We start from the raw sequence: 25728 nt of genomic DNA on the forward strand, positions 1-25728 counted from the left end.
ATATGGAACTTAAGCTTCTCCAAGACAACGGTACTTTAGGTGCGGGTGTACAAGCTTCACCAGAAGTATTCGAGCGTGAATATAACGAAGCATTGGTACACCAAGTTGTAGTGGCTTACCAAGCAAATGCACGTAGCGGTAACCGTGCACAAAAAGACCGTGAGCAAGTTAAGCACACAACCAAGAAGCCTTGGCGTCAAAAAGGCACTGGTCGTGCACGTGCTGGTATGAGCTCATCCCCGCTGTGGCGTGGAGGTGGTCGTATATTCCCGAATTCTCCAGAAGAGAATTTCAGCCAAAAAGTAAACAAGAAAATGTACCGCGCTGGCATGAGATCGATTTTGTCTCAGTTAGCTCGCGAAGGTCGTTTGAATGTGGTTGATCAATTCAATCTTGACGCTCCAAAGACCAAAGTTTTAGCTGAGAAAGTAAAAGCAATGGGCTTGGATTCAGTCTTGATCATCGTTGATCAAGTTAGTGAGAATTTGTACTTGGCATCACGTAACTTGCATAAAGTTGCCGTGGTTGAGCCACAGCACGCTGATCCATTGGCTTTGGTTCAATACAAAAAGGTATTGGTAAGCAAAGCTGCGATCGCAAAAATTGAGGAGTTGCTGAAATGAGCCAAGTCCGTAAAAACGATCACAACCTGATGAAGGTTCTGCTTGGTCCTGTTATCTCTGAGAAAGCCACTATGGTTGCAGAGAAAAACGAACAAGTAGTTTTCCAAGTAGCTCGCGATGCAAACAAGAGCGATGTGAAACAAGCAGTTGAATTGCTCTTCAAAGTGCAAGTTGACTCAGTTCAAATCGTGAATCAAAAAGGTAAGCCTAAGCGCTATGGCCGTTTTGAAGGTCGTCGTGACCACACCAAGAAGGCCTACGTGAATTTGAAGCCAGGTCAAGAAATTAACTTTGAAGCGGAGGCGAATTAATCATGCCTTTGATGAAAACTAAACCGACCTCGCCAGGTCGTCGCTCAATGGTCAAGGTGGTTAATCCCGACCTCCATAAAGGTAAGCCTTTTGCACCATTGTTAGAGCCGCAGTTTCAAAAAGCGGGTCGTAACAACAACGGCCACATTACTACTCGTCATAAAGGTGGTGGTCATAAGCATCACTATCGTGTTGTTGACTTTAAGCGCAACGACAAAGATGGTATTCCAGCAAAAGTTGAACGCTTGGAATATGATCCAAACCGCAGTGCAAATATTGCATTGATCGTGTTTTCTGATGGTGAGCGTCGCTACATCCCAGCTGCTAAAGGTATGACTGTTGGCCAGGCAATCATGAATGGCTCTGAAGCGCCAATCAAGTCTGGTAACAATTTGCCAATTCGTAACATTCCAGTTGGTAGCACTATTCACTGCGTAGAAATTCTCCCAGGCAAAGGTGCTCAGGTTGCTCGTTCTGCTGGTGGTTCAGCAGTATTGTTGGCGCGTGAGGGTGTTTACGCTCAAGTACGTTTGCGCTCTGGCGAAGTTCGCCGTGTGTTGATAGAGTGCCGCGCCACTATTGGTGAAGTTGGTAACGAAGAGCACAGCTTGCGTCAAATTGGTAAAGCAGGTGCAAATCGCTGGCGTGGTATTCGCCCAACCGTTCGCGGTGTGGCAATGAACCCAGTAGATCACCCACACGGTGGTGGTGAAGGTAGAACTGGCGAAGGCCGTGTACCTGTATCTCCATGGGGCACCCCAACCAAAGGTTATCGCACACGTCGCAATAAGCGCACAACTTCGATGATCGTTCAACGTCGTCAAAAACGTTAAGCGATAAGGATAAATAGATATGACACGTTCAGCTAAAAAAGGCCCATTCTGCGACGCCAGCTTAGTAAAAAAAGTTGAAGTTGCACAAGCCAATAAGGACAAAAAGCCGATCAAAACTTGGTCACGCCGTTCAACAATCCTCCCAGACTTCATTGGTCTGACGATTGCTGTGCATAACGGTCGCCAACACGTTCCGGTTTATGTATCAGAAAACATGGTGGGTCATAAGTTAGGCGAGTTCGCCTTGACCCGTACTTTCAAAGGTCACGCTGCTGACAAGAAAGTAACGAAGAAGTAAGGGGATGATGATGGAAGTTAAAGCTATTCACAAGGGTGCCCGCATTTCAGCGCAAAAGACACGTTTGGTCGCTGACCAAATCCGTGGTTTGCCGATTGCTCGCGCATTAAACATTTTGAACTTCAGCCCCAAAAAAGCTGCCTTCATTGTGAAAAAAGTAGTTGAGTCAGCGATCGCAAATGCTGAACACAACAAAGGTGCTGACATTGATGAGCTCAAGGTATCAGCGGTCATCGTTGATAAGGCAACATCCTTAAAGCGCTTCACAGCGCGCGCTAAGGGTCGTGGCAATCAAATTGAAAAACAAACTTGTCACATTAGCGTGACCTTGAGTAACTAAGGAAAAATATGGGCCAAAAAATTAACCCTACCGGATTCCGACTCGCGGTAACGAAGAATTGGACATCACGTTGGTATGCAAACAATACTGACTTCGCAAAGATGCTGAAAGAGGACGTAGATGTTCGCAGCTATTTGAAGAAGAAGTTAAAGAATGCATCTGTTAGCAAGGTTGTGATTGAGCGTCCTGCGAAGAACGCACGCATCACTATCTATAGCTCACGTCCTGGCGTTGTGATTGGTAAAAAGGGCGAAGATATTGAAGTTCTCCGTCGTGAATTACAAAAGCGTATGGGCGTTCCAGTTCACGTCAACATCGAAGAAATCCGTAAGCCAGAAGTTGACGCACAATTAATCGCTGACTCTATCACTCAACAGTTAGAGAAGCGCATTATGTTCCGCCGTGCCATGAAGCGTGCTATGCAAAACGCAATGCGTCTTGGTGCACAAGGCATCAAGATTATGTCTTCTGGTCGTTTGAATGGCGCAGAAATTGCACGTCGCGAATGGTATCGTGAAGGTCGCGTTCCACTTCATACATTGAAGGCGGATATTGATTACGCAACATCAGAAGCTGAAACTACATACGGCATCATCGGTGTAAAAGTTTGGGTTTACAAAGGTGACACATTGGGTCGCGGTGCAGAAGCTCAGGTAGCTGCTCCAGCTGCTGAACCTGCTGCAGAAGAAAAGAAAACTCGTCGTGCTCCAAGCAAAACAGCTGCTCGTAAACCAGCTGCTGGTGCTGACAAGCCATTAGTTGCTGCTAAGCCAGCAGTAAAGCGCGTGCGTAAGGTTGAAACACCTGCCGCTGATGCGCAGAAGTCAGGAGAGTAAGCATGCTACAACCAAAGCGTCGCAAGTATCGTAAGGAACAAAAAGGCCGTAACACTGGCGTGGCAACACGCGGTAGTTCTGTAGCCTTTGGTGACTTTGGATTGAAGGCCGTTGGTCGTGGACGTTTAACTGCTCGTCAAATCGAGTCAGCACGTCGCGCAATGACCCGTCACATTAAACGTGGTGGCCGTATTTGGATTCGTATTTTCCCAGATAAGCCAATTTCACAAAAACCTGCTGAAGTACGTATGGGTAACGGTAAAGGTAACCCAGAGTACTACGTAGCTGAAATTCAACCAGGTAAAGTGCTTTACGAGATGGATGGTGTGGATGAGCAATTGGCGCGCGAAGCTTTCAAGCTTGCCGCAGCTAAGTTGCCTTTACAGACTACCTTCGTGATTCGCCACTTAGGTTGATCGGGATAGAGATTATGAAAAATAAAGAATTAGCAGCGAAAGATCTGACTGCCTTAAATGCAGAATTGACAGAGCTCTTAAAGACTAACTTTAAGCTCCGTATGCAAAAGGGTACTCAGCAACTGACCAATACCAGCCAATTGGGTAAAACGAAGCGCGATATTGCTCGCGTGAAGACGTTTATTGCTCAAAAGACTGCTCAGAAATAAGGAAAAAGGGATATGACAGAATTATCTAAACCCTTGCGCCGTACCCTCGTGGGCCGCGTTGTTAGCGACAAAATGCAAAAAACTGTGACCGTGTTGGTTGAGCGTCAAGTTAAGCATCCAGTGATTGGTAAGTATGTTGGCCAGTCGAAAAAGTACCATGCTCATGACGAAGCAGGCACATACAAGATGGGTGATACCGTTGAAATTGCTGAATCTAAGCCAATTTCACGTACTAAATCTTGGGTTGTGACCCGTTTGGTTCAGGCTTCAAAGGGTATTTAAGGCTTTTTATAGGGTTTTGGAGAAGTTTCTTTCCAAAACCTTGTTTTTCGTAGTAGAATAGAAGGCTTCTCTGGTTTTATTGGAGAAGCAGTGTTTTTCATTAATTCCGGGTTTTAGCTTTCGTTAAAGCCCATAGACGGAACCAAGACTGTTTGCCTTTGGCTAATAAGTTGGGGATTAGAAATGATACAAACCGAAAGTAGATTGCAGGTTGCCGATAACACAGGCGCCAGTGAAGTGTTGTGCATCAAGGTATTGGGCGGCTCTAAGCGTCGTTACGCCAGTATTGGTGATGTAATCAAAGTCACTGTGAAGTCAGCTGCTCCACGCGGCCGTGTAAAAAAAGGTGATATTTATAACGCTGTTGTTGTTAGAACAGCTAAGGGTGTACGCCGTCCAGACGGTTCATTGATTAAGTTCGATGACAACGCTGCGGTATTGCTCAACGCTAAGTTAGAGCCAATTGGCACACGTATCTTTGGACCTGTCACACGCGAATTGCGTACTGAGAAGTTCATGAAGATCGTTTCTCTTGCCCCCGAAGTAATTTAAGAGGCTGACATGAATAAGATTCGTAAAGGTGATTCCGTCGTTCTATTGACTGGCCGTGATAAAGGCAAGCAAGGAACTGTAACGGCTGTTCTCGATGACAAACTCGTTATCGAAGGCGTAAATGTTTACAAGAAGAGTGTTAAACCTAATCCAGCTGCTGGTGTTACCGGTGGCTTGATTGATAAGACTATGCCCGTTCACATTTCTAATGTGGCTTTGGTTGACGGTAACGGCAAGCCATCACGTGTTGGTATAAAGCTCGTTGATGGCAAAAAGCAGCGTTTCCTCAAAACCACTGGTGCAACATTGAGCGCATAAGGGGCGGAGAGAGATTATGAGCACACGTTTTCAAGAGCACTATCAAGCTAAAGTTGTTGCAGATTTGATCGCTAAGTTTGGTTACAAGTCTGTAATGGAAGTTCCACGCATCACCAAGGTGACCCTCAATATGGGCTTGGGCGAAGCAGTGAACGATAAAAAAGTTATCGAAAATGCAGTTGGCGATTTAACTAAAGTTGCAGGCCAAAAGCCAGTTGTAACAAAAGCTAAAAAAGCGATTGCAGGTTTCAAAATTCGTCAAGGCTACCCAATTGGTGCCATGGTGACATTGCGTGGTCAACGCATGTACGAATTTTTAGATCGTTTTGTAACTGTTGCTTTGCCACGCGTACGTGACTTCCGCGGTATTTCTGGTAAAGCATTTGACGGCCGCGGTAACTACAACATCGGCGTTAAAGAACAGATTATTTTCCCTGAAATCGAATACGACAAGATTGATGCCCTCCGTGGTCTCAACATCAGTATTACGACGACTGCTAAGACTGACGAAGAAGCAAAAGCTTTGTTGGCGGCATTCAAATTCCCTTTCCGTAATTAAGAGGCTAACGTGGCAAAAGTATCCCTAATTGAGCGCGAAAATAAGCGCGCAAAAACAGTAGAGAAGTACGCTGCTAAGCGTGCCGAACTCAAGGCAATCATTGCTGATCAATCACGCAGTGATGAAGAGCGTTATGAAGCTCGTTTGAAGCTCCAGGCTCTCCCACGTAACGCAAGCCCGATTCGTCAAAGAAATCGTTGTTCATTAACCGGTCGTCCACGTGGCACATTCCGTAAATTCGGCTTGGCTCGCGGCAAGATTCGTGAAATCGCCTTCCGTGGCGAAATCCCCGGTTTAACCAAGGCCAGCTGGTAAGCGGCGAAAGAATTAGGAGAACTCATGAGTATCAGCGATCCAATCGCCGACATGTTGACCCGGATCCGCAATGCGCAAGCAGTGCAGAAGCCTTTGGTCACAATGCCGTCGTCAAAAGTTAAAGTAGCCATCGCAAAGGTATTGCAAGACGAAGGCTATATCGAGAGTTTTGAAATCAAAGGTGAAGCAGCTAAGCCAGTGCTCCACATTGATCTCAAATACTATGCAGGCCGTCCTGTTATCGAGCGTATCGACCGTGTATCAACACCAAGCCTACGTATCTATAAAGGCCGCCATGACATTCCAGAAGTTATGAATGGCTTGGGCATTGCAATTATTTCAACCCCTCAAGGCGTAATGACAGACCGTAAAGCACGTGCAACAGGCGTGGGCGGCGAAGTTATTTGCTACGTAGCCTAAGGAGAGAAATATGTCCCGCGTAGGTAAATCACCCATTACAGTTCCGAAGGGCGCTGAAATCAGCATCAACGGTGCAAACATTACTGTTAAGGGCCCATTGGGTACATTGACACATAACTTGCATCCTTCTGTTGGTTTGAAACAAGAAGATGGTGTACTGACAGTTGTTTTGAATAACGACTCACCAGAAGCTGGTGCTCAGTCAGGTACAGCACGCGCATTGGTTAACAACATGGTTGTTGGCGTAACTACTGGCTTTGAGCGCAAGCTTAGCTTGGTAGGCGTTGGTTACCGTGCTCAAGCTCAAGGCGAAACATTGAAGTTGCAGTTGGGTTTTTCTCACGACATCATTTACAACCTGCCAAAGGGTGTGAAGGCTGAGACTCCATCGCAAACTGAAATCATTATCAAAGGCTCCAACAAGCAACAAGTTGGCCAGGTTGCAGCAGAAGTTCGCGCATACCGTTCACCAGAGCCATACAAAGGCAAGGGTGTTCGCTACGTGGATGAGGTTGTGCATCTGAAAGAAACTAAGAAGAAGTAAGCGAGATTAGAAAATGAATAAAGACGAATCTAGACAAAGACGCGCTCGGCAGACTCGTATTCGCATTGCCGAAGCTCAGGCAAATCGCTTAACAGTTATCCGTAGCAATTCGCATATTTCTGCACAGGTTTATAGCCCATGCGGAACCAAAGTTGTCGCAGCTGCTTCAACAATGGAAAAAGATTTGCGCCAAGCAATCAAAAACGGCGGTAACGCTGAAGCAGCTAAACAAATCGGCAAGTTAGTTGCTGAGCGTGCCGTTAAGGCGGGCGTTGTGGATGTTGCTTTTGATCGCTCTGGTCATCGCTACCACGGCCGTATTAAGGCCTTAGCTGAAGCTGCGCGTGAAGCCGGCTTGAAGTTCTAATAGGTTTAGGAAAAAACATGGCAAAAATGCAAGCTAAGATGCAAAACGAAGAGCGTGATGATGGTCTTCGCGAGAAGATGATTGCTGTTAATCGTGTAACTAAAGTGGTTAAGGGTGGTCGTATTCTCGGCTTCGCTGCGCTCACTGTAGTTGGCGATGGTGATGGCCGCATCGGTATGGGTAAGGGCAAGTCAAAAGAAGTTCCAGTTGCTGTTCAAAAAGCAATGGACGAAGCTCGCCGCAAGATGATCAAGGTGCCTTTGCGTAAAGGTACATTGCAGCATTCAGTGATTGGTCAACATGGCGCTTCACGCGTTTTGATCTCTCCAGCTAAAGACGGTACTGGCGTTATTGCTGGTGGCCCAATGCGCGCTATTTTTGATGTGATGGGTGTAACAAACGTTGTAGCAAAGTCACTTGGCTCAACAAACCCTTACAACATGGTTCGTGCAACGATTGATGGTTTAAGCAAGATGAGTACTCCTGCTGAGATTGCTGCCAAGCGCGGTAAGTCAGTTGAAGAGATTCTCGGCTAAGACCCAATATTAGGAATCTACAAATGACAAAATCAAACTCCAAAGTCAAACTGCAATTAGTGCGCAGCTTGATTGGTACACGCGAAAGCCACCGTGCAACGGTACGTGGTTTAGGTCTTGGTCGCATCAACTCAGTTTCCGAGTTGGAAGACACCCCAGCTGTTCGCGGCATGATTAATAAAGTTTCTTATCTAGTGAAAGTCATTGGCTAATAACTAGCTAGTAAATAGGCGAAGAATATGCAACTCAATACACTCAAACCCGCAGAAGGCTCTAAGAAGGCACGTCGTCGCGTAGGTCGCGGCATTGGCTCTGGTCTTGGTAAAACTGCTGGCCGTGGTCACAAAGGTCAAAAATCCCGTTCTGGTGGTTTCCACAAAGTTGGATTCGAAGGCGGTCAGATGCCTATGTATCGTCGTTTGCCAAAACGCGGTTTCGTATCCTTGACACGTCGTCATGTTGGTCAAATTACATTGAACGACTTAGCAAAAATCAATTTGCCTGAAGTTGACCTCTTGGTTTTAAAAGCTCATGGTTTTGCTGGTGAGCAAATCAATGCAGTGAAAGTCATTAAAACTGGCGAACTCAAAATTGCTGTAACCCTCAAGGGTATTACAGCTACTGCTGGCGCAAAAGCAGCGATTGAAGCAGCTGGTGGCAAATTAGTTGAGTTGGCTTAACAGGTTTTCTGAGTAAACATGGCATTAGCACCTACCAATAGCGCAAGCGCTGCTTCAGCAGGAGGCAAGTTCGGCGACTTACGTCGTCGCTTGGTTTTCCTGGTGCTGGCATTGCTCGTTTATCGTTTGGGCGCACATATTCCAGTTCCTGGTATTGATCCAGACCAATTGGCCCAGTTATTTGCTGGTCAAAAAGACGGCATCTTGGGAATGTTTAACTTGTTCTCTGGCGGCGCCTTGTCTCGCTTCACCGTGTTTGCGTTGGGAATCATGCCTTACATTTCTGCATCAATCATCATGCAGTTAATGACCATCGTTCTCCCATCATTGGAAGCATTGAAAAAAGAGGGTCAAGCCGGTCAGCGCAAGATTACTCAGTACACCCGTTATGGCACTGTATTCTTGGCAACATTCCAAGCATTAGGAATTTCTGTTGCATTACAGGCGCAACCAGGCTTGGTGATCAATCCAGGTCTGATGTTTGAATTAAATACAGTTGTTACTTTAGTTACTGGCACGATGTTCTTGATGTGGCTCGGTGAGCAAATTACTGAGCGCGGCTTAGGTAACGGTATCTCCATCATTATTTTTGGTGGTATTGTGTCTGGCTTGCCAAATGCATTAGCTAGCCTTTTAGAGCTAGTTCGTACTGGTTCAATGAATATTATTTCTGCTCTCTTGATCGTGGTGATCGTTGTAGCAGTAACTTATTTTGTAGTGTTTGTAGAGCGTGGTCAGCGCCGTATTTTGGTGAATTACGCTAAACGGCAAGTTGGTAACAAGATTTACGGTGGCCAATCTTCATACTTCCCATTGAAGTTGAATATGGCTGGTGTTATCCCTCCAATTTTTGCTTCCTCGATTATTTTGTTCCCTGCAACTATTGCTGGCTGGTTTACATCAGGCGAGCCAACCAATATGTTTAGCAGAATCATTAAGGACTTGGCAGCTACTTTGGCTCCAGGCCAACCTGTTTACACCATTTTGTATGCAGCAGCGATCATTTTCTTCTGTTTCTTCTATACCGCTTTGGTATTTAACAGCCGTGAAACTGCTGAGAATTTGAAGAAGAGCGGCGCATTTGTTCCTGGTATTCGTCCTGGCGATCAAACAGCGCGTTATATCGATAAGATTTTGGTGCGCCTGACTTTGGCTGGTGCAATTTATATGGTTCTGGTTTGCTTGTTGCCAGAATTCTTGGTGTTGAAGTACAACGTGCCGTTCTATTTCGGTGGTACTTCATTGTTGATTATTGTGGTTGTTGCAATGGATTTCATGGCTCAAGTTCAGTCATTTGTCATGCAGCAGCAATATGGCTCTTTGATGAAAAAAGCCAACTTTAAGATGGGCGCTTAACTGAATGTCTAAAGACGATGTAATTCAGATGGCGGGAGAAGTTGTAGAGAATTTGCCGAACGCAATGTTTCGCGTGAAGCTAGAAAACGGACATGTGGTTTTAGGGCACATTTCTGGAAAGATGCGGATGCACTATATCCGTATTCTGCCTGGAGATAAGGTGACGGTGGAGATGACTCCTTACGACCTGACGCGCGCCAGAATCATTTTCCGTGCGAAGTAAAGATTAAGTAGTACCTATTTTTAAGAGGTGAGTTATGAAAGTTTTAGCATCCGTTAAGTGTATTTGCAGAAATTGCAAGATCATTAAGCGCAAACGCGTTGTGCGCGTGATCTGTTCTTCAGACGCACGTCATAAGCAGCGTCAAGGCTGATCTGGTTAATTAAGAGGAAATCTCATGGCACGTATCGCTGGGGTAAATATCCCAAATCATCAACATACTGTTATCGGTTTAACAGCAATCTTTGGTATTGGCACAACTCGGGCACATCAAATTTGCAAAACCACAGGTGTTGCAATTGACAAAAAAGTTAAAGATCTTACTGACGCTGACTTGGAAAAGTTACGTGATGAAGTAGGTAAGTTCATCACCGAGGGTGATCTTCGTCGTGAAGTAACTATGAGCATCAAGCGTTTGATGGACTTGGGTTGCTACCGTGGCGTTCGTCATCGCAAGGGCTTGCCTGTACGTGGTCAACGTACTAAGACAAATGCGCGCACTCGTAAGGGTCCGCGTAAGTCTGGCATCGCACTGAAGAAATAATCAAGAAAGTTTATTGACATGGCACAACAAAAATCCGCTTCCGCTGCTGCACAGCGCGCTCGTAAGAAGGTTAAAAAGAACGTTGCTGACGGTATTGCGCACGTTCACGCTTCTTTCAACAACACCATCATTACGATTACTGATCGTCAAGGAAATGCGCTTTCATGGGCAACTTCTGGTGGCCAGGGCTTCAAGGGCTCACGTAAATCAACACCTTTTGCTGCTCAGGTAGCTGCAGAAGTTGCTGGCAAAGTGGCTATTGAATGCGGTATCAAGAATTTGGAAGTTCAGATCAAGGGTCCAGGCCCAGGTCGTGAATCAGCAGTTCGAGCATTGAACTCATTGGGCATCAAGATCACTGAGATTCAAGACGTAACTCCAGTTCCACACAATGGTTGCCGCCCCCCTAAGCGTCGTCGTATTTAAGCTAGGAAGTTGGTAGTACAAGTTTTAGTAGTTTTTATTAAAGCCCACTGTTCGCCTGATTTAAAGGGCGAACTCACCGCCGGTCGCAAGACTGCGGCAAAGAAAGGAAAACATCGTGGCACGTTACTTAGGCCCTAAGGCCAAATTAGCACGTCGGGAAGGTACCGACTTATTTTTAAAGAGCGCACGTCGCGCCCTGTCAGACAAGTGCAAGTTAGATACTAAGCCTGGTCAACATGGTCGTACATCTGGCTCAAGAACATCGGATTACGGTAATCAGTTGCGTGAAAAGCAAAAGGTTAAGCGTATCTATGGCGTATTAGAGCGTCAATTCCGTCGTTACTTCGCAGAAGCTGAGCGTCGTAAAGGTAATACAGGTGAAACATTGCTTCAGCTGTTAGAGTCACGTCTCGATAACGTGGTCTATCGCATGGGCTTTGGTTCAACACGCGCAGAAGCACGTCAGTTGGTTTCTCATGGCGCCATTATGTTGAATGGTAGCGCGGTGAATATTCCATCGATTCAGGTTAAACCTGGCGATGTTGTTGCAATTCGTGAAAAAGCGAAGAAGCAAGCCCGTATTACAGAATCACTCAATTTGGTTCAGCAAATGTCTGCAGTTACCTGGGTTTCAGTTGACGCAGCTAAGCTGGAGGGAACATTTAAGCAAGTGCCTGACCGCGAAGATATCAGCGGTGAAATTAATGAAAGTTTGATCGTCGAATTGTATTCACGTTAATTAGGCACTCTCAAGGAAAAAATATGCAAACAAATTTGCTCAAGCCAAAAATTATTTCTGTTGAAGCGCTTACCGCCAACCAAGCTAAGGTTGTTATGGAGCCGTTCGAGCGTGGCTATGGTCACACACTCGGCAATGCACTACGTCGTGTACTTTTGTCCTCGATGGTTGGTTATGCTCCAACTGAAGTAGCTATTGCAGGTGTAGTCCATGAATATTCCACTTTGGATGGTGTGCAAGAAGACGTTGTAAACCTCTTGCTTAACCTCAAAGGTATCGTGTTTAAGTTGCAGTCACGTGACGAAGTCACTATCAATTTGCGTAAAGAAGGCCCAGGCGTCGTTACCGCTAAAGATATTGATTTGCCACACGATGTAGAAATTATTAATCCTGATCACGTGATCGCTCACTTGTCTGCTGGTGGCAAGTTGGATATGCAAATCAAAGTTGAAAAAGGTCGTGGCTATGTTCCTGGTAACGTTCGTCAATACAACGACGAAACTTCTAAGATCATTGGCCGCATCGTTTTAGATGCTTCATTTAGCCCGGTTAGCCGTGTTAGCTATGCTGTTGAATCTGCTCGTGTTGAGCAACGCACTGACCTCGATCGTCTCGTTATGACTATCGAAACGAATGGTGTGTTGTCTCCTGAAGAGGCAATTCGTCAAGCTGCAAGTATCTTGGTTGACCAATTGGTTGTATTTGCAGCTCTTGAGAGCAGCGAAGTTTCTGGCGATCTCGCACCAAGCCGCTCTTCAATGGTTGATCCAATGTTGATGCGCCCAGTAGATGATCTTGAGCTAACAGTTCGCTCTGCGAACTGCTTGAAGGCTGAGAACATTTACTACATCGGTGATTTGATCCAACGTACAGAGAATGAATTGTTGAAGACGCCTAATTTGGGCCGTAAGTCCTTGAATGAAATCAAAGACGTATTGGCTGCTCGTGGCTTAAGTCTCGGCATGAAACTCGAAAGCTGGCCTCCAGCTAACCTCGAGAAATAATTAGAAAGGAAGCATCATGCGTCACGGAAACGGCTTACGCAAACTAAACAGAACATCTTCGCATCGCTTGGCGATGCTACGCAATATGTCCAATTCTCTTTTGGAGCACGAAGTGATTAAAACCACTTTGCCAAAAGCAAAAGAATTGCGTATGGTTGTTGAGCCTTTGATTACCTTGGGTAAAAAAGACAACTTAGCAAACCGTCGTTTGGCATTTAATCGCACTCGTGATCGCGATATCGTGACTAAGCTCTTTACAGAACTTGGCCCACGCTATGCAACACGTCCAGGTGGCTACCTTCGTATTTTGAAGTTTGGCTTCCGTCATGGCGACAATGCTCCAATGGCATTGGTTGAGTTGGTTGATCGCCCAGAAGTTGAAGAAACAGCAGCTGTAGCTGAAGAGGCTTAAGCCCTTTAGTTGTGCGGTAAATTAAAAAAGCCAGGCCTCGGTCTGGCTTTTTTCATTGATCGGTTTATAAATACGATATGCCTCAAAACCCTTCCGAAATGCTCTCAGTAAAGCCCAACCAGCTATTGGTGGTAGTTACCAGTCTTCCTAGCTTGGAAACCGCTCAAAGCCTTGCTCATGCGCTTGTAGAGAAAAGGATTGCGGCTTGCGTTCAGCTTAGTAGTGGCATCCAATCGATCTATCGTTGGGAGGGTAAAGTTTGCGAGGAAGCGGAAGTATTGCTATCTGCCAAAACAACTGTGAATCAATGGCGAACCATCTCCAGTTTTATTGAAAAAAATCATCCTTATGATTTGCCGGAGATTTTGGCGTTTACTCCGGAACAACATTCAGAGCAATATGGCGCATGGGTAAGTTCAGAGGTAAATTCCTAGTCATGAAATTGCATTTATTAATTACGAGAGTTCTCGCACTCCTATTGCTCGCATCCACTCAACTGTTTGCAGCCCCAGAATTTTTACCTCCTGAAAAAGCGTTTCGTGTAGAAGCTACTTGGTTGGAAAATTCTAATCAAATTGAACTCGAATTTTTCCCTGCTAAAGGCTATTACATTTATCAAGAGTCCCTAAAATTTCAAATCGGGCAACAGACAGCAAAGCTAAGCAATATAAGGCCCTCACTGCCATCTGGTGTTGAGAAGTTTGATGAAACATTTGGAAAAAAACTGCAAGTCTACAAAGAGCCATTTTTGGTATTTGTAGATACAAAAGTAAATCCAAGTAAACCAATTCATTTAGAAGTAACGCTGCAGGGTTGTGCAGAAGCTGGGATTTGTTATCCGCCAATGACTTTGAAATTGCTTCTCTCAGGTCCTGGTGTTAAGGTGTCGCCAATTCCAGAAGTAATTGATCCGCAAGCACAGGGGCAAGTTTTTTTATCTACAGAATTTAGTTTGAGCGATTTGTGGCGCGAGCGTGATGATGTTAGTGCGATTGGACGCTTTCTAGAAAATGCCTCAACCCATTATTTATTCTTGGCGTTCTTTGTTTTGGGTCTTGCCTTGGCGTTTACGCCCTGTGTATTGCCAATGCTGCCGATTTTGTCTAGCGTCATATTTGGTGTGCAAGATGGCAAAGCTATATCCAAGGGGCGCGCTAGTGTTTTAGCCCTCGCCTATGTATTTGGCATGGCTTTGATATATGCGTTGGCGGGTGTCCTGATGGCTGCTCTTGGTGGAAGCGTGCAGCGTGTTTTGCAAAGCCCAATCGCCCTAATCGCCTTTGCAGTATTGCTTCTCGTCTTGTCGGGCAGTCTATTTGGACTATATGACCTACGTTTACCTCAAGCCTGGCATCAGCGCATTGATAGACTAGCAGGGCGCCAAAAAGGGGGTAGCGTCTTTGGTGCCTTTGCCTTAGGCGGTATTTCTACATTGGTGGCCAGCCCCTGCATTACGGCCCCATTAGCCGGTGTCTTGGCCTTTATTGCTCAAACAGGTTCAATGAGTCTTGGCGCAAGTCTGCTCTTTGTAATGGCTCTTGGTATGGGTTTGCCTTTGTTTTTCATTGCGATTGAAGCGCGCATATTAATTCCCTCAACCGGTATCTGGATGGTATGGCTACAGCGCACCCTCGGAGTTTTATTAGTGGCAACCGCAGCATGGATAGCGTCACCCTTAATGCAAAAAAATGATGTCGGCGGACTTGCCAAAATCAGCAACGATCAAAGTGTTCATCAGGTAGGCGATTTATCTTTTGTTGTAATTCACTCACTAGCAGAGTTGGATGCGCAATTAGTAAAAGCAAAACAAGAAAAGAAGTTTGTCATGCTTGATTTTTATGCCGACTGGTGTATTAGTTGCAAAGAAATGGAAGTGAATACCTTCGCAAATGCAGAGGTCAGCAAGCAATTAAAACAACTAGTTTTAGTGCAAGCCGATGTGACTGCGAATAGCCCTGAGAACCAGGCATTACTTAAGAAATTTGGTTTGTATGGCCCGCCTGGAATTTTGTTTTTCAATCAAGATTCTGAAGAGCAAAAAGACCAAAGGGTGATCGGCTACATGTCGCCACAGCGTTTTATTGACCGCTTAAAACAGGTGATAACGCAGTAAAAAAGCCAGCAGGCAAACAGAAACAACAGCAAATAAATAAAATTATTTGCTGTTTGCTTTTATTAAACGCGCTGCTTCTAGCGCAAAATAAGTTAATACACCATCTGCTCCAGCGCGCTTAAATGCGAGCAGTGATTCCATCATGACAGCGTTGTGATCGAGCCAGCCATTTTGAGCTGCTGCTTTGAGCATGGCGTATTCACCGCTAACTTGGTAGGCATAGGTAGGGTAATCAAACGCTTCGCGTACTCGGCGCACAATATCCAAATAAGGCATACCAGGTTTGACCATAACCATGTCAGCGCCTTCGCTAATGTCGAGAGCAACCTCCCGCAAAGCCTCGTCGCCATTGGCGCAGTCCATTTGGTAGGTTTTTTTATCTGCTTTGCCAAGATTTTTTGCTGAGCCAACAGCATCTCTAAATGGACCATAAAAAGCGGACGCGTACTTAGCTGAATAAGCCATGATGCGCGTGTGAATCAAACCATGCTCTTCAAGTGCTTCACGAATTTTTCCGATACGTCCATCCATCATGTCGGAGGGCGCAACGATATCTACGCCTGCTTGCGCTTGTGCAATTGCTTGCTTAACTAGGATGGCGGTAGTTTCATCATTGAGAATGCGACCTTGTTCATCTAGAACACCATCTTGACCGTGACTTGTGTAAGGATCAAGCGCAACATCCGTCATGATTCCTAAATTAGGAAAATGTTTTTTGAGTTCACGAACCGCATTTGGGATCAAGCCATTAGGATTAAATGCTTCTTTGCCATCGGGCGTTTTTAGTGAGACATCGATCACAGGAAAGAGTGCTAGAACCGGAATGCCCAAATCAACACACTCTTGTGCGACCGGAATAAGCAGGTCTAAGGAGAGGCGGTTCACTCCTGGCATAGAAGCGACAGCCTCGGACTTGCCTTTGCCCTCTAACAAGAAGACGGGATAAATCAAATCATTTGCAGAAACAGTATTTTCTTGCATGAGGCGACGAGACCAGTCGTCGCGGCGCATACGGCGAGGACGATGATTGGGAAAGCTGAGCAAAGCGTTAACTTGGGTTTTGGTCTTCATGGTTTTGTGGTTCAAATAGCCATTTAATAATGAGATTATCTGCCTCTTCTAGGCCGATACGCTTGGTGCTTGAAAATAATTGTGCCGTAAGCTGCTTTGACTCTCCAGTGCCGTCGGGTAGTGCTGGATCGTATTGTTGAAGCTGTTTAAGAACCGCCTCCAGCGCGTGCTTGCATTCACTTTTATTGAGTTTGTCGCACTTACTTAATAAAACATGAATAGGTTTGCCTGTTGGCACAAACCATTGAATCATCTGCTCATCCAAATCCGTGAGTCCACGCCTTGAGTCCACAATCAGGATCATGCCAACCAATTGCTCGCGCTCTTGGAGATAGTCGCTAAGTAGGGTATTCCAGTGGTATTTGGTCTCGTGATTGACTGCTGCATAGCCGTACCCCGGTAAATCGACTAAATAGGCCAAAAGCTCGTCTTTTGAGAAAAGACCGAAATAGTTGATGTGCTGGGTGCGGCCCGGGGTTTTACTGGCAAAGGCGAGCCTTTTTTGATTGCATAGGACATTAATTGCGCTGGATTTACCCGCATTTGAGCGACCAGCAAACGCTACCTCCCTCAGGGGGGCGGCAGGCAGGCAATGGGTGTCATTGACTGTGGTGGCGAATCGGGCTTGAAAGAGTTTAGACATGTCTAGAAGCTATTGTAAAATCACGCAAAATCATGAAATATCTCATGGTGTTGGGTAAAAGGTTGTAAAAGTAGGGCCCAAACACTTTTAGGAATTTTTGCCAAGGTAAACATAATGCGTCAAACCTCCCAAATCTCCAAATTCACTAGCTTGCGCGCCGGTTTTGCTGCCCTCTCCATTTTCGCCTTGATTGGCGTTTCTGGATTGGCAATTGCAAATGATGCTGCTCCGGCTGCTGCAGCTCCTGCAGCTGAAGCAAAGCCTGCAGTTCCAGGTAAGCCTAAAGTTGACCCAGCTGCTGGCGAAGCGCTGTATTCCAATGGAGAAGCTAGTCGTGGAGTTACTGCTTGCCTAACTTGTCACGGACCTAAGGGTCAAAGCGCCACTGCTACTTGGCCCAAGTTATCCGCTCAGCATGCTGCCTACACAACCAAGCAATTGAAAAACTTCAAAGAAGGCACTCGTGCAAATCCAGTCATGATGGGAATGGCTGCCACTTTGACGGATCAAGATATGCAAAATATTTCTGCATACTTGGTTAAGCAACCTGTTTCACAAGGTGTTGCTCAAAACAAAGACACGATTGAATTGGGTCAAAGCATTTACCGCGGCGGTATTGCCGCAAAAGGTGTTCCTGCTTGCGCTGCATGCCATAGTCCTAATGGCGCCGGTATCCCTGCTCAGTACCCACGTTTGGGCGGTCAATGGGCTGATTACACGAACGCACAATTACTTGCATTCCGTGATGGTGTTCGTAAGAACAGCAGCCAAATGACAACGATTGCTTCCAAGCTCTCTGATCAAGAAATGAAAGCAGTGTCTGACTACATCGCAGGCTTACATTAAAAAATAAGTAGTAACCAAAAACAAACCCCGCTGTTCTAGCGGGGTTTTTATTTGTTCATTTCAGATGAATCAAACTCGAAAAAATTATTTAGGCAAAACACTTTCACTTGCAAATAGATCTTGTGTATTTTCACGTACACGAATGACATAAGCATTCTTGCCATCCACCATAATCTCTGCGGGCTTGGGGCGTGTGTTGTAGTTTGAGGCCATCACAAATCCATAAGCTCCAGCTGAAAGAATCGCCAGCAAATCGCCTTCATCTACTGCAAGCTGACGATCTCTACCAAGCCAGTCTCCAGATTCACATACTGGGCCAACAACATCATATTTGAGGCTTTTTGCTTGTTTTGCCTGAACCGGAACAATGCCATGGTGAGCTTCATATAAGGCCGGGCGCATGAGTTCAGTCATGGCCGCATCAACGATGCAGAAGTTCTTTTCTGCACCTGGCTTGAGGTATTCCACGGTAGTTAGAAGAATGCCAGCATTGCCTACTAAGGATCTTCCAGGTTCTAAAACAACATCTAGATGGCCAAAGCCACGCTCTGCCACGCGATCTAAAAGAGTGTTGGTGAATTCGGTAATGTCAGGTGGAGTTTCATCGCTGTAGGCGATTCCAAGGCCCCCACCCAAATCCAAATGGTGAATCACAATACCTTCTTTTTTGAGTTGCTCAACTAGGTCTAGCACTTTATCGAGCGCATCAAGATAAGGCGAAGTGGTGGTGATTTGAGAGCCAATATGACAATCAATGCCGACCACATCAATTTGAGAAAGTAATGATGCCTCACGATAAGTTTTTAAAACTTCGTGATATGCGATACCGAATTTATTTCCCTTTAATCCCGTAGAGATGTAGGGATGCGTTTGTGCATCTACGTCTGGATTAACGCGCAGAGAAATTGGGGCGCGCAATCCAAGTTCAGTAGCAACCCGATTAATTTTGTGTAGCTCTGCAATGGATTCCACGTTGATGCATTTGACGCCTGCTTTAAGGGCGCTAGCAATTTCAGCTGCGGATTTGCCAACCCCAGCAAAGACAAGGCTCTTCGGGTCTGCGCCAATGGCTAGGGCGCGCGCGAGTTCACCGCCGCTCACTAAATCGAAACCAGCACCGAGCTCTTTGAAGCAGTTAATGACTGCTAAATTGCTATTGGCTTTCATAGCGTAATGAACGCGAGCACGACGTTTGCCTTTGGAGTCAACGCAGGCTTTGTCATAGGCTTGGTATGCCTCAGTCAGTGCCTTTTTGCTATACACATATAGTGGTGTGCCAAATTCTTTTGCCAAGTCTGCTAAAGCAATATCTTCGGCATACCAAGTGCCATTGCGCTCTGTAAAACCAGATAAGCGAGGAAGTGAAAGTGAATTGCTTGTCATTACTTAGCCGATGAAGAAATATTATTGCTTGTTGGTGTGGTTGATGTAGTTTGGGGTGGATAGAGCTTGCCCTTGGGCTCTGGCTCTGTTGGCGCAGTTGGAGCTGGTGGCACATTTGGCATATATAAAGGACCTCTAACCCCACATCCAATAAGGGGTATTAGGAAGGCAATACCAAGGGTTCTATAAAGAATCGCTATCATGAATGTCTCTAAACGAATGATTGAATATAGCACGCAGGCCCTTTTTATGAATGCAAATAGCTCGAATGTAGAAGCCATTGATGACAAGCAGTTTCACCAGCTAGGCGCACAATTGTTGCACTCCATTGAGGTGGCTTTAGAGACTGCCGATGATGAGCTCGATTTAGACCTTGATGTTGAGCGACAAGGTGGCAATGTCATCAATATTCGATTTCGGGATAAAAGCGTCATCGTGGTCAATACACAACCGCCTTTGCATGAAATATGGGTGGCTGCAAAATCTGGCGGCTATCACTATCGTTGGGCTGGCACTATAGCTCAACCGGTGTGGCTCGATACAAAAACAGGTAAAGAGTTGCTAAGTGATCTTTCTGAATTTGCTAGCGTGCAAGCTGGTCAGCCAATCAAAATTCAACTAATAAAAAATTAATAACTACAGGAGCTTAAGCAGCCCCTGTTGCGGTCAAAGTTTCAAGAACCTGAGCATCTGGCACCCCCTGAATTTGGGCCTTGCCGATTTTCTCTAGAACAACATAGCGGATTTGACCGCCCTCGGTTTTCTTGTCTACTTGCATGAGTTCAAGATAGCGTTCCCCACCAAATTTTGGAGGAATGATCGGAAGATTCATGGACTGAATAATTTTTGTTAAGCGATCTGCTTCTGCCTTGGTGATGTAGTTGAGACGGCAAGATAAATCGGCGCCGAGGACCATGCCACATCCCACGGCTTCACCATGAAGCCATTCACCATAGCCCATGCCCGCTTCAATGGCGTGACCAAATGTGTGTCCAAAGTTTAAGGTTGCACGAATTCCACCTTCTCGCTCATCAGCTGACACCACTGCTGATTTAATTTCACAAGACCGTAAAACAGCATGACTCATTGCATCGGTATTGCATGCCAGCAGTGGCTTTGCATTTGCCTCAATCCAATCTAAAAACTTGGCATCGGCAATAGCGCCATGCTTGATCACTTCTGCTAAACCTGCGGAGAGCTCTCTGGCAGGAAGCGTCTTTAAAGTATTCAGATCGGCAATGACGGCAACGGGCTGATGAAATGCGCCGATCATATTTTTGCCTAGCGGATGATTGATCCCTGTTTTGCCGCCAACGGAAGAATCTACTTGAGCTAAAAGCGTTGTTGGTACTTGAATGAAACGAACACCACGCATAAAGCTCGCAGCCGCAAATCCTGTCATATCACCAATAACGCCACCACCCAGGGCTACTAGCATCGTTTGTCTATCGGCGCCAAACTTTAGGAGGTCATCAAAAATCAGCTGAAGATTTTTCCAGTCTTTATAAGACTCGCCGTCAGGCAAAACAATTGTCCTAACTGTCTTTCCAAAAGTTTCCAAGGTCTTTGTAAGTCGCTGTGCATACAAGGGTGCAACAGTAGTATTAGTAACGATGAAGATAGAGCTCGACTTTTCGCAGGCTTTAAAGAGACCGGACTGATCAATTAAATCAGCGCCGATGTAAATAGGATAGCTACGATTACCAAGATCTACTTCAAGTGTTTTCATGATTGTGTTCAAGCGGAAAGTTCAAGCTGCATGATAAGTGTATTGACCAGTTGATTGACGCTGGGCTTGCCAGTCTCAATAACGTGGTCAGCAATTTCTCGATACAAAGGATCGCGAATTGCATATAGGTTCTCTAGAATTTTTTTAGCGTCACCGTTGCGTAGCAAGGGACGGCCTTCACTACCTTTGGTGCGATGCCATAGCTCAATTGGATTTGCGTGAAGATAAATAACCGTACCATGATCGCTTAGTGCTTTGCGATTTTCAGGAAGCAGCACTGCCCCACCGCCAGTCGCTAAAACAATATTGTGTTCGTTTGTGATTTCTCGAATAGCTTGAGCTTCACGTTTCCGAAACCCTTCCTCGCCTTCCATTTCAAAGATCACCGGAATCTTGACGCCACAACGCTCTTCAATGACATGATCAGCATCTAAAAAACGGCGGCCTAATTTTTTGGCGAGAACCTTACCGACGGTCGACTTTCCGGCGCCCATGAGGCCGATTAGAAAGATATTGTTTGTCGTAGAGTTCACCCCTCGATTTTATTAGGGTTTATCAAGGACGGTAGGGGTAAGAAAGACCAAGAGTTCGGTTTTGTCTTGTAATTTAGATTTATGGCGAAATAAATGGCCAAGAAGGGGGATATCTCCCAATAAAGGGACTTTGACTTCATCCTCTCGCTCTGTGGTTTGAAAGATTCGCCCGATGATTGCAGTTCCTCCATTTTCTACAGTGACTTCAGAACTTAGGCTTTTAGTATCGATGGCATAACCTTGCTCTGTTTTCATTCCAATCGTGTCTTTATTGATGCCTACCAGCATGGAGATTTTTCCATCCGGATGAATCTTGGGTAAAACTTCCAAGCGAAGATTGGCTTTGCGGAATTGCAATTTGCTGCCATTTTGTGAGGTGGTTTGGTAGGGCAGCTCAGTGCCTTGTTCAATGGTTGCTTTCACTTGATCCCCAGTCATGATTCTTGGATTGGACAAAATCTTTCCTTGTCCTTCAGACTCCAGTGCTGATAGCTCGATTTGTAAAAGACGGCTGGCGTTCTTAGATACCAAGGTTGCCGCTACTGCGGCAGGGTTAAAGCCATTTAAACCAGATCCAGATAGATCGAAATTGCTGCTAATTTTATTTTCTGGATTGTTGTTAATTGAGCTTGCCTGGTGATTGAGTTTTACCCCAAGCTCTCGTGCAAAGCGTTCGTCAGCTTCCACAATCCGCGCCTCAATCAAAATCTGTCTAGGGCTATTGATGTGGTCGCCACCAAATGGAAGTGCCGCATCTTCTCGTCGAAATTTTTGGAATGCCACAATTTCCGCATGGAGTCCAATCCAATAAATGTCGCCATTGCGAATGATGCGCAAACCACGGCTAGCCAAAATGGAATGAAGAGCTGTTTGCCATGGTGTATTTTGAAGATCCACTGTGATCTTCCCTTTGATGGATTCGCTTAATAAAAAATTGGTGCCACCCAGTTTTGCCAGAATTTGTAAAAGTTCAGCCAGCTCAATATCAGTAAATTGCAGACTAATTTGGGCCTGCAAATTTGTGTTTGCAGGGGTCGAACCTGTAGCTGGGGCAATCAATAAAACCAGTAAGAGGACTGCCCACAGATTGGTAATTTTGGATTTGAAAGTCATTCGGAAATCGCAGCTTTAAGAGTGAGGGATTTGCCTTGGGGGTGGTTGATGGTGGCCGTCTCTTTATCCGCATTGCTTAGCCTCCAATCCCCAAGCAAAAGCCCTCCCATTTCAATCATCAAAGTGGTCTTGCCGTTGTGGAAAAAGGCGCGATGTGAACCTCCCATTTGACTGAGCCCCAAATAGCGCCAGCGACGGACTTCAGACTCAAAAGGAATGGTAGTGGACTTGGCTTTGGGGGTGGATTGTGTCTTGATTTTCTCTAATGAGTGAACACTCACTTCTATTAAATCAATTGATTCATAAAGACTATTTTCTAAATCGAGCATTTCCTCTCGCAACAAATCAAGCTCCTTTTTCAGTTCGGAGATTTCTTGTATGGACTGTTCGGTGCTGGGATCCTGTGTGGGGCTGATTGGGTTAAAGCTTAAAAATAGCGCCAGTGCAGAGGCGATTAGTAGCCCTCCACCCCCTACATATAAGCCAACCCTTTTCAAGCTTTCCAGTTGAAGGATTTAATCTTGAAAATTGAGTTGAATTTTGGGCTTTTGGGGAGGGTCAATCTCGGCCCAAGCTGGGTGTTTTGGGGCGTTAGGTTTTCGAATTCCGTGGGGGTCTGGGATGGCTGGGTCATCGCCAAGTTCGATCAGAATGTCATCAAAAGATTGTGGGGAGATTTTGCGAGCAGGCATGCCCTTTATTGTGAAAATTGGCGCTTAGCAAAAACATCGGATTTGACCGAATGGTTTGTCAGAAAACACGGGTTTTAGATGTTTTATTGAAATAGGCTAAGCACCCTATAATTTGAACTTATGGCGCTTCCCCCAAAAGACAAGCCGACGTTTAATCGACGTCCCATTCGTCCGCCCGATAGACGTCCTCGTCAACCAGGAGTAAATCCAGGTTCACCTCGGCAATCATCTGGCAGTCCTTTGATGAAGGCATTGCTCATCATTGGTGTTGCGGTAGCTTTCGTGGTGACGCTGCTATTTGGCTATGCATTCTTGGTGGCAAAACCGAATTTGCCAAAAATTTCTGCTTTAACTGATTACAACCCAAAAACGCCTTTGCGCATTTACACCGCTGACAAAGTATTAATCGGTGAATTTGGTGAAGAACGCCGCAAAGTAATTCCCCTCAATGAGATTCCGCGCAGCATGCGTAATGCCGTGTTGGCCATTGAAGACGATCGCTTTTATTCCCATGGTGGTGTGGACTATGTGGGTATATTAAGAGCGGCAGCGACCAACCTACGTGGCCACCTGTCTCAGGGCGCTTCTACCATCACGATGCAGGTTGCGCGTAATTTCTTCTTGAGCAATGAAAAAACTTTCAGCCGAAAAATTTATGAAGTGCTGCTGGCTTGGGAGATTGAATCGCAATTAACAAAAGACAAGATCCTAGAAATCTATATGAACCAGATTTTCTTGGGTCAGCGAGCATTTGGATTTTCTAGTGCAGCACAAATTTATTTTGGCAAAGAGTTGAAGGATATTACGATCGCTGAATCTGCGATGTTGGCAGGCCTACCAAAAGCCCCATCTGCATACAACCCGGTAACGAATTTCAAGCGCGCCAAGGTGCGCCAAGAATATATCTTGCAGCGTATGCGTGATCTTGGGTATATCAGCACCGATGAGTATCAAAAGGCCATGGCAGAAGAGTTGCATATACGTGGACTAGGTAATGAGTTTGCTGTTCGCGCAGACTTCCCCGCTGAAATGGTGCGCCAGTTACTTTTCGGCCAATATGGTGAAGCGATCTATTCGCAGGGAATTGATGTTTACACAACTATTAGTAAGGCCGATCAAGATGCGGCTTATAGGGCGGTTCGTCGTGGGATTTTCGAATACGACTTGCGTCATGCTTACAGAGGTCCTGAAGGTTTTATTGATTTACCAGAGGACCCAGTCAAGCGACAACGCGCAATTGATGAAGCATTATTGGCCTATCCTCAATTAGATGACTTACAGTCCGGCGTCGTCTTAGACGTGAAGCCAAAAGAAATGCAGGTAATGATTGCTACTGGCGACACCATCACCATCAAGGGTGATGGTATGAAGTTGGCGGCAGCATCAATCACTGACAGCACTCAGCCTAAAAAACGTTTACGTCCTGGTGCTATAGTTAGATTGCTGTCTGATGATAGTATTTGGAAATTAGCGCAATTACCTCAAGTTGAGGCTGCGTTTGTTTCGATGAACCCCGAGACGGGCGCGATTCTTTCTTTAGTGGGCGGCTTTGATTTCCGTCGCAATCAATTTAATCACGTCACTCAAGCGCTACGGCAACCAGGCTCTTCATTTAAGCCTTTTATCTACGCCGCTGCAATTGAAAAAGGCTTTGCACCTAGCACTATGGTCAACGATGCGCCATTATCTATTGGTAGCCTAGAGACTGGTAGTCAAGCCTGGGAGCCGAAAAACTATGATGGTAAATATGACGGCATGATGCGTTTGCGTAATGCTCTAGCGAAATCAAAGAATTTAGTCTCTGTTCGTATCATTCGCGCGATTGGTCCTTCATATGCTCAGGAATATATTCAACGTTTTGGTTTTGAACCTGAAAAACATCCACCGTACTTAACTATGGCTCTTGGTGCTGGTTCAGTCACCCCATTGCAAATGGCTTCTGCGTATAGCGTATTTGCTAACGGTGGCTATCGCGTCGATCCATTCTTAATTGACAAGATGGTAGATTCAAAAGGCACCGTATTATTTGAAGCTAAACCTGCGAGTGTTGGCTATGGTGCGCCTAGGGTATTAGATGCGCGCACAGCATTTGTGATGGATAGCATGTTGCAAGAAGTAACCAAGACGGGTACTGCAGCAAGTGCCCGTGGCAAGTTGGGCCGCTCTGATATTGCTGGTAAAACCGGTACAACCAATGAGTCACACGATGCTTGGTTTGCTGGCTATAACCCTAAAGTCGTTGCCATAGCTTGGATAGGCTTTGATAAGCCTGCGAGCTTGGGCGACCGTGAGACGGGCGGCGGCTTGGCTCTGCCAATGTGGATCTCCTATATGGGCACAGCGTTAAGAGATGTTCCACAAATCTCTCGTGAAGTACCAAGCGGCGTAACTCAGCTTGATGGTGATTGGTATGTTCCCGACTTCGCAACCAATGGCGGAGTGCGCGAACTGCAGTAGTTCGGAAT

The 25728-nt window shown here is 45.7% G+C and carries 41 protein-coding genes; 32 read left to right on the forward strand and 9 right to left on the reverse strand.

What is annotated here, in order from left to right:
• Positions 1–2: 2 nt before the first annotated feature.
• The 29 genes from rplD to dsbD all read left to right on the forward strand — a co-directional run bounded on the left by rplD (position 3) and on the right by dsbD (position 15253).
• Positions 3–623, forward strand: coding sequence for a 50S ribosomal protein L4 (gene rplD, locus NHB35_RS00310; RefSeq protein ID WP_114639433.1), 621 nt, complete (start codon positions 3–5; stop codon positions 621–623).
• Positions 620–934 (forward strand): 50S ribosomal protein L23, encoded by a 315-nt coding sequence (gene rplW / locus NHB35_RS00315; RefSeq protein WP_068947693.1) that lies wholly within the window; start codon positions 620–622, stop codon positions 932–934. Before rplD ends, rplW begins: the two co-directional genes overlap by 4 nt.
• Before the next feature lie 2 nt (positions 935–936).
• Positions 937–1767 (forward strand): 50S ribosomal protein L2, encoded by an 831-nt coding sequence (gene rplB / locus NHB35_RS00320; RefSeq protein ID WP_353432395.1) that lies wholly within the window; start codon positions 937–939, stop codon positions 1765–1767.
• Between the two features lie 19 nt (positions 1768–1786).
• A complete protein-coding gene (gene rpsS, locus NHB35_RS00325; protein WP_011901904.1) occupies positions 1787–2065 on the forward strand; it encodes a 30S ribosomal protein S19 in 279 nt (92 codons plus the stop codon).
• Between the two features lie 7 nt (positions 2066–2072).
• On the forward strand, positions 2073–2405 hold the full coding sequence (gene rplV, locus NHB35_RS00330; RefSeq protein WP_215317762.1) for a 50S ribosomal protein L22: 333 nt from the start codon (positions 2073–2075) through the stop codon (positions 2403–2405).
• Between the two features lie 8 nt (positions 2406–2413).
• Positions 2414–3241, forward strand: a complete 828-nt coding sequence (gene rpsC / locus NHB35_RS00335) for a 30S ribosomal protein S3 (RefSeq protein WP_353432396.1) — start codon at positions 2414–2416, stop codon at positions 3239–3241.
• 2 nt (positions 3242–3243) lie between these two features.
• Positions 3244–3657 carry a 50S ribosomal protein L16 gene (gene rplP, locus NHB35_RS00340; RefSeq protein WP_011901907.1) on the forward strand — a complete coding sequence of 138 codons (414 nt, stop codon included), beginning with the start codon at positions 3244–3246 and terminating at the stop codon, positions 3655–3657.
• A gap of 14 nt (positions 3658–3671) precedes the next feature.
• On the forward strand, positions 3672–3866 hold the full coding sequence (gene rpmC / locus NHB35_RS00345; RefSeq protein ID WP_068947697.1) for a 50S ribosomal protein L29: 195 nt from the start codon (positions 3672–3674) through the stop codon (positions 3864–3866).
• A gap of 12 nt (positions 3867–3878) precedes the next feature.
• Complete coding sequence (gene rpsQ / locus NHB35_RS00350; RefSeq protein WP_114639437.1) at positions 3879–4148, forward strand: 30S ribosomal protein S17; 270 nt, start codon at positions 3879–3881, stop codon at positions 4146–4148.
• 183 nt (positions 4149–4331) lie between these two features.
• Positions 4332–4700, forward strand: a complete 369-nt coding sequence (rplN, locus tag NHB35_RS00355; protein WP_173954853.1) for a 50S ribosomal protein L14 — start codon at positions 4332–4334, stop codon at positions 4698–4700.
• Positions 4701–4709: 9 nt separating this feature from the next.
• Positions 4710–5018 carry a 50S ribosomal protein L24 gene (gene rplX / locus NHB35_RS00360; protein ID WP_173954854.1) on the forward strand — a complete coding sequence of 103 codons (309 nt, stop codon included), beginning with the start codon at positions 4710–4712 and terminating at the stop codon, positions 5016–5018.
• A gap of 16 nt (positions 5019–5034) precedes the next feature.
• Complete coding sequence (gene rplE, locus NHB35_RS00365; protein ID WP_173954855.1) at positions 5035–5577, forward strand: 50S ribosomal protein L5; 543 nt, start codon at positions 5035–5037, stop codon at positions 5575–5577.
• Between the two features lie 9 nt (positions 5578–5586).
• Positions 5587–5892: a 30S ribosomal protein S14 gene (gene rpsN / locus NHB35_RS00370; RefSeq protein WP_353432397.1), complete on the forward strand. Its 306-nt coding sequence runs from the start codon at positions 5587–5589 to the stop codon at positions 5890–5892.
• Between the two features lie 24 nt (positions 5893–5916).
• On the forward strand, positions 5917–6312 hold the full coding sequence (gene rpsH / locus NHB35_RS00375; protein WP_068947700.1) for a 30S ribosomal protein S8: 396 nt from the start codon (positions 5917–5919) through the stop codon (positions 6310–6312).
• 10 nt (positions 6313–6322) lie between these two features.
• Positions 6323–6856 (forward strand): 50S ribosomal protein L6, encoded by a 534-nt coding sequence (gene rplF / locus NHB35_RS00380; protein ID WP_173954857.1) that lies wholly within the window; start codon positions 6323–6325, stop codon positions 6854–6856.
• Between the two features lie 13 nt (positions 6857–6869).
• Positions 6870–7223: a 50S ribosomal protein L18 gene (rplR, locus tag NHB35_RS00385; RefSeq protein ID WP_353432399.1), complete on the forward strand. Its 354-nt coding sequence runs from the start codon at positions 6870–6872 to the stop codon at positions 7221–7223.
• 17 nt (positions 7224–7240) lie between these two features.
• On the forward strand, positions 7241–7759 hold the full coding sequence (gene rpsE / locus NHB35_RS00390) for a 30S ribosomal protein S5 (RefSeq protein ID WP_114639443.1): 519 nt from the start codon (positions 7241–7243) through the stop codon (positions 7757–7759).
• 23 nt (positions 7760–7782) lie between these two features.
• Positions 7783–7971, forward strand: coding sequence for a 50S ribosomal protein L30 (gene rpmD, locus NHB35_RS00395; RefSeq protein ID WP_068947704.1), 189 nt, complete (start codon positions 7783–7785; stop codon positions 7969–7971).
• Positions 7972–7998: 27 nt separating this feature from the next.
• Entirely contained in the window at positions 7999–8439 is a 441-nt protein-coding gene (gene rplO / locus NHB35_RS00400) for a 50S ribosomal protein L15 (RefSeq protein WP_173954859.1), read from the forward strand.
• A gap of 18 nt (positions 8440–8457) precedes the next feature.
• Positions 8458–9795 carry a preprotein translocase subunit SecY gene (gene secY / locus NHB35_RS00405; protein ID WP_353432400.1) on the forward strand — a complete coding sequence of 446 codons (1338 nt, stop codon included), beginning with the start codon at positions 8458–8460 and terminating at the stop codon, positions 9793–9795.
• A gap of 4 nt (positions 9796–9799) precedes the next feature.
• Positions 9800–10018 carry a translation initiation factor IF-1 gene (gene infA, locus NHB35_RS00410; protein ID WP_068320132.1) on the forward strand — a complete coding sequence of 73 codons (219 nt, stop codon included), beginning with the start codon at positions 9800–9802 and terminating at the stop codon, positions 10016–10018.
• Between the two features lie 34 nt (positions 10019–10052).
• On the forward strand, positions 10053–10169 hold the full coding sequence (gene rpmJ, locus NHB35_RS00415; RefSeq protein ID WP_012357167.1) for a 50S ribosomal protein L36: 117 nt from the start codon (positions 10053–10055) through the stop codon (positions 10167–10169).
• A gap of 24 nt (positions 10170–10193) precedes the next feature.
• Positions 10194–10559, forward strand: a complete 366-nt coding sequence (rpsM, locus tag NHB35_RS00420) for a 30S ribosomal protein S13 (protein WP_173954861.1) — start codon at positions 10194–10196, stop codon at positions 10557–10559.
• Positions 10560–10577: 18 nt separating this feature from the next.
• The gene (rpsK, locus tag NHB35_RS00425) at positions 10578–10985 is read left to right on the forward strand and encodes a 30S ribosomal protein S11 (protein WP_173954862.1); all 408 of its coding nucleotides are present in this window, start codon (positions 10578–10580) and stop codon (positions 10983–10985) included.
• A 115-nt stretch (positions 10986–11100) separates the two neighbouring features.
• On the forward strand, positions 11101–11724 hold the full coding sequence (gene rpsD, locus NHB35_RS00430) for a 30S ribosomal protein S4 (RefSeq protein WP_173954863.1): 624 nt from the start codon (positions 11101–11103) through the stop codon (positions 11722–11724).
• 23 nt (positions 11725–11747) lie between these two features.
• A complete protein-coding gene (gene rpoA, locus NHB35_RS00435; protein ID WP_173954864.1) occupies positions 11748–12728 on the forward strand; it encodes a DNA-directed RNA polymerase subunit alpha in 981 nt (326 codons plus the stop codon).
• A gap of 16 nt (positions 12729–12744) precedes the next feature.
• Complete coding sequence (rplQ, locus tag NHB35_RS00440) at positions 12745–13140, forward strand: 50S ribosomal protein L17 (RefSeq protein ID WP_215384400.1); 396 nt, start codon at positions 12745–12747, stop codon at positions 13138–13140.
• Between the two features lie 77 nt (positions 13141–13217).
• Positions 13218–13574 carry a divalent-cation tolerance protein CutA gene (gene cutA / locus NHB35_RS00445; RefSeq protein ID WP_353432401.1) on the forward strand — a complete coding sequence of 119 codons (357 nt, stop codon included), beginning with the start codon at positions 13218–13220 and terminating at the stop codon, positions 13572–13574.
• A 2-nt stretch (positions 13575–13576) separates the two neighbouring features.
• Positions 13577–15253 carry a protein-disulfide reductase DsbD gene (dsbD, locus tag NHB35_RS00450; protein WP_353432402.1) on the forward strand — a complete coding sequence of 559 codons (1677 nt, stop codon included), beginning with the start codon at positions 13577–13579 and terminating at the stop codon, positions 15251–15253.
• 42 nt (positions 15254–15295) lie between these two features.
• On the opposite strand, the gene hemB is transcribed toward dsbD, so the two are convergent.
• Both hemB and yihA read right to left on the reverse strand, forming a co-directional pair.
• Complete coding sequence (gene hemB / locus NHB35_RS00455) at positions 15296–16324, reverse strand: porphobilinogen synthase (RefSeq protein ID WP_353432403.1); 1029 nt, start codon at positions 16322–16324, stop codon at positions 15296–15298.
• Positions 16302–16967: a ribosome biogenesis GTP-binding protein YihA/YsxC gene (gene yihA / locus NHB35_RS00460; RefSeq protein WP_353432404.1), complete on the reverse strand. Its 666-nt coding sequence runs from the start codon at positions 16965–16967 to the stop codon at positions 16302–16304. The genes hemB and yihA overlap by 23 nt, the downstream gene beginning before the upstream one ends.
• Before the next feature lie 114 nt (positions 16968–17081).
• Between yihA and NHB35_RS00465 the strand changes: the two genes are divergently transcribed.
• Positions 17082–17813, forward strand: coding sequence for a c-type cytochrome (locus tag NHB35_RS00465; RefSeq protein ID WP_353432405.1), 732 nt, complete (start codon positions 17082–17084; stop codon positions 17811–17813).
• An 84-nt stretch (positions 17814–17897) separates the two neighbouring features.
• Here the strand turns inward: NHB35_RS00465 and lysA are convergent, their stop codons facing one another.
• Positions 17898–19196 (reverse strand): diaminopimelate decarboxylase, encoded by a 1299-nt coding sequence (lysA, locus tag NHB35_RS00470; RefSeq protein ID WP_353432406.1) that lies wholly within the window; start codon positions 19194–19196, stop codon positions 17898–17900.
• A complete protein-coding gene (locus NHB35_RS00475) occupies positions 19196–19399 on the reverse strand; it encodes a lipoprotein (protein WP_353432407.1) in 204 nt (67 codons plus the stop codon). Before NHB35_RS00475 ends, lysA begins: the two co-directional genes overlap by 1 nt.
• Between NHB35_RS00475 and cyaY the strand changes: the two genes are divergently transcribed.
• Entirely contained in the window at positions 19398–19829 is a 432-nt protein-coding gene (gene cyaY, locus NHB35_RS00480) for an iron donor protein CyaY (protein WP_353432409.1), read from the forward strand. The genes NHB35_RS00475 and cyaY overlap by 2 nt on opposite strands.
• Positions 19830–19842: 13 nt before the next feature.
• On the opposite strand, the gene aroB is transcribed toward cyaY, so the two are convergent.
• Genes aroB through NHB35_RS00505 form a run of 5 tightly spaced genes read right to left on the reverse strand, consistent with a single transcriptional unit; the run spans position 19843 to position 23263 of the window.
• Complete coding sequence (gene aroB / locus NHB35_RS00485) at positions 19843–20925, reverse strand: 3-dehydroquinate synthase (RefSeq protein ID WP_353432410.1); 1083 nt, start codon at positions 20923–20925, stop codon at positions 19843–19845.
• 8 nt (positions 20926–20933) lie between these two features.
• Complete coding sequence (locus NHB35_RS00490; protein WP_353432411.1) at positions 20934–21458, reverse strand: shikimate kinase; 525 nt, start codon at positions 21456–21458, stop codon at positions 20934–20936.
• 12 nt (positions 21459–21470) lie between these two features.
• Complete coding sequence (locus tag NHB35_RS00495; RefSeq protein ID WP_353432412.1) at positions 21471–22571, reverse strand: secretin and TonB N-terminal domain-containing protein; 1101 nt, start codon at positions 22569–22571, stop codon at positions 21471–21473.
• Positions 22568–23068: a hypothetical protein gene (locus tag NHB35_RS00500; RefSeq protein WP_353432413.1), complete on the reverse strand. Its 501-nt coding sequence runs from the start codon at positions 23066–23068 to the stop codon at positions 22568–22570. The genes NHB35_RS00495 and NHB35_RS00500 overlap by 4 nt, the downstream gene beginning before the upstream one ends.
• Before the next feature lie 18 nt (positions 23069–23086).
• Positions 23087–23263: a hypothetical protein gene (locus NHB35_RS00505; protein ID WP_353432414.1), complete on the reverse strand. Its 177-nt coding sequence runs from the start codon at positions 23261–23263 to the stop codon at positions 23087–23089.
• A gap of 120 nt (positions 23264–23383) precedes the next feature.
• Here NHB35_RS00505 and NHB35_RS00510 point away from each other — a divergent pair, with 120 nt between their 5' ends.
• Positions 23384–25720, forward strand: coding sequence for a penicillin-binding protein 1A (locus NHB35_RS00510; protein ID WP_353432416.1), 2337 nt, complete (start codon positions 23384–23386; stop codon positions 25718–25720).
• Positions 25721–25728: the final 8 nt, after the last annotated feature.

The organism is Polynucleobacter sp. MWH-UH23A, assembly GCF_040409805.1.
Classification (GTDB): domain Bacteria; phylum Pseudomonadota; class Gammaproteobacteria; order Burkholderiales; family Burkholderiaceae; genus Polynucleobacter.

Bases quoted from the DNA above. Each gene is read 5' to 3' on its own strand.
- rplD (WP_114639433.1), top strand. From the start codon at position 3: ATGGAACTTAAGCTTCTCCAAGACAACGGTACTTTAGGTGCGGGTGTA.
- rplW (WP_068947693.1), top strand. From the start codon at position 620: ATGAGCCAAGTCCGTAAAAACGATCACAACCTGATGAAGGTTCTGCTT.
- rplB (WP_353432395.1), top strand. From the start codon at position 937: ATGCCTTTGATGAAAACTAAACCGACCTCGCCAGGTCGTCGCTCAATG.
- rpsS (WP_011901904.1), top strand. From the start codon at position 1,787: ATGACACGTTCAGCTAAAAAAGGCCCATTCTGCGACGCCAGCTTAGTA.
- rplV (WP_215317762.1), top strand. From the start codon at position 2,073: ATGATGGAAGTTAAAGCTATTCACAAGGGTGCCCGCATTTCAGCGCAA.
- rpsC (WP_353432396.1), top strand. From the start codon at position 2,414: ATGGGCCAAAAAATTAACCCTACCGGATTCCGACTCGCGGTAACGAAG.
- rplP (WP_011901907.1), top strand. From the start codon at position 3,244: ATGCTACAACCAAAGCGTCGCAAGTATCGTAAGGAACAAAAAGGCCGT.
- rpmC (WP_068947697.1), top strand. From the start codon at position 3,672: ATGAAAAATAAAGAATTAGCAGCGAAAGATCTGACTGCCTTAAATGCA.
- rpsQ (WP_114639437.1), top strand. From the start codon at position 3,879: ATGACAGAATTATCTAAACCCTTGCGCCGTACCCTCGTGGGCCGCGTT.
- rplN (WP_173954853.1), top strand. From the start codon at position 4,332: ATGATACAAACCGAAAGTAGATTGCAGGTTGCCGATAACACAGGCGCC.
- rplX (WP_173954854.1), top strand. From the start codon at position 4,710: ATGAATAAGATTCGTAAAGGTGATTCCGTCGTTCTATTGACTGGCCGT.
- rplE (WP_173954855.1), top strand. From the start codon at position 5,035: ATGAGCACACGTTTTCAAGAGCACTATCAAGCTAAAGTTGTTGCAGAT.
- rpsH (WP_068947700.1), top strand. From the start codon at position 5,917: ATGAGTATCAGCGATCCAATCGCCGACATGTTGACCCGGATCCGCAAT.
- rplF (WP_173954857.1), top strand. From the start codon at position 6,323: ATGTCCCGCGTAGGTAAATCACCCATTACAGTTCCGAAGGGCGCTGAA.
- rplR (WP_353432399.1), top strand. From the start codon at position 6,870: ATGAATAAAGACGAATCTAGACAAAGACGCGCTCGGCAGACTCGTATT.
- rpsE (WP_114639443.1), top strand. From the start codon at position 7,241: ATGGCAAAAATGCAAGCTAAGATGCAAAACGAAGAGCGTGATGATGGT.
- rpmD (WP_068947704.1), top strand. From the start codon at position 7,783: ATGACAAAATCAAACTCCAAAGTCAAACTGCAATTAGTGCGCAGCTTG.
- rplO (WP_173954859.1), top strand. From the start codon at position 7,999: ATGCAACTCAATACACTCAAACCCGCAGAAGGCTCTAAGAAGGCACGT.
- secY (WP_353432400.1), top strand. From the start codon at position 8,458: ATGGCATTAGCACCTACCAATAGCGCAAGCGCTGCTTCAGCAGGAGGC.
- infA (WP_068320132.1), top strand. From the start codon at position 9,800: ATGTCTAAAGACGATGTAATTCAGATGGCGGGAGAAGTTGTAGAGAAT.
- rpmJ (WP_012357167.1), top strand. From the start codon at position 10,053: ATGAAAGTTTTAGCATCCGTTAAGTGTATTTGCAGAAATTGCAAGATC.
- rpsM (WP_173954861.1), top strand. From the start codon at position 10,194: ATGGCACGTATCGCTGGGGTAAATATCCCAAATCATCAACATACTGTT.
- rpsK (WP_173954862.1), top strand. From the start codon at position 10,578: ATGGCACAACAAAAATCCGCTTCCGCTGCTGCACAGCGCGCTCGTAAG.
- rpoA (WP_173954864.1), top strand. From the start codon at position 11,748: ATGCAAACAAATTTGCTCAAGCCAAAAATTATTTCTGTTGAAGCGCTT.
- rplQ (WP_215384400.1), top strand. From the start codon at position 12,745: ATGCGTCACGGAAACGGCTTACGCAAACTAAACAGAACATCTTCGCAT.
- cutA (WP_353432401.1), top strand. From the start codon at position 13,218: ATGCCTCAAAACCCTTCCGAAATGCTCTCAGTAAAGCCCAACCAGCTA.
- dsbD (WP_353432402.1), top strand. From the start codon at position 13,577: ATGAAATTGCATTTATTAATTACGAGAGTTCTCGCACTCCTATTGCTC.
- hemB (WP_353432403.1), bottom strand. From the start codon at position 16,324: ATGAAGACCAAAACCCAAGTTAACGCTTTGCTCAGCTTTCCCAATCAT.
- yihA (WP_353432404.1), bottom strand. From the start codon at position 16,967: ATGTCTAAACTCTTTCAAGCCCGATTCGCCACCACAGTCAATGACACC.
- NHB35_RS00465 (WP_353432405.1), top strand. From the start codon at position 17,082: ATGCGTCAAACCTCCCAAATCTCCAAATTCACTAGCTTGCGCGCCGGT.
- lysA (WP_353432406.1), bottom strand. From the start codon at position 19,196: ATGACAAGCAATTCACTTTCACTTCCTCGCTTATCTGGTTTTACAGAG.
- cyaY (WP_353432409.1), top strand. From the start codon at position 19,398: ATGAATGTCTCTAAACGAATGATTGAATATAGCACGCAGGCCCTTTTT.
- NHB35_RS00475 (WP_353432407.1), bottom strand. From the start codon at position 19,399: ATGATAGCGATTCTTTATAGAACCCTTGGTATTGCCTTCCTAATACCC.
- aroB (WP_353432410.1), bottom strand. From the start codon at position 20,925: ATGAAAACACTTGAAGTAGATCTTGGTAATCGTAGCTATCCTATTTAC.
- NHB35_RS00495 (WP_353432412.1), bottom strand. From the start codon at position 22,571: ATGACTTTCAAATCCAAAATTACCAATCTGTGGGCAGTCCTCTTACTG.
- NHB35_RS00505 (WP_353432414.1), bottom strand. From the start codon at position 23,263: ATGCCTGCTCGCAAAATCTCCCCACAATCTTTTGATGACATTCTGATC.
- NHB35_RS00510 (WP_353432416.1), top strand. From the start codon at position 23,384: ATGGCGCTTCCCCCAAAAGACAAGCCGACGTTTAATCGACGTCCCATT.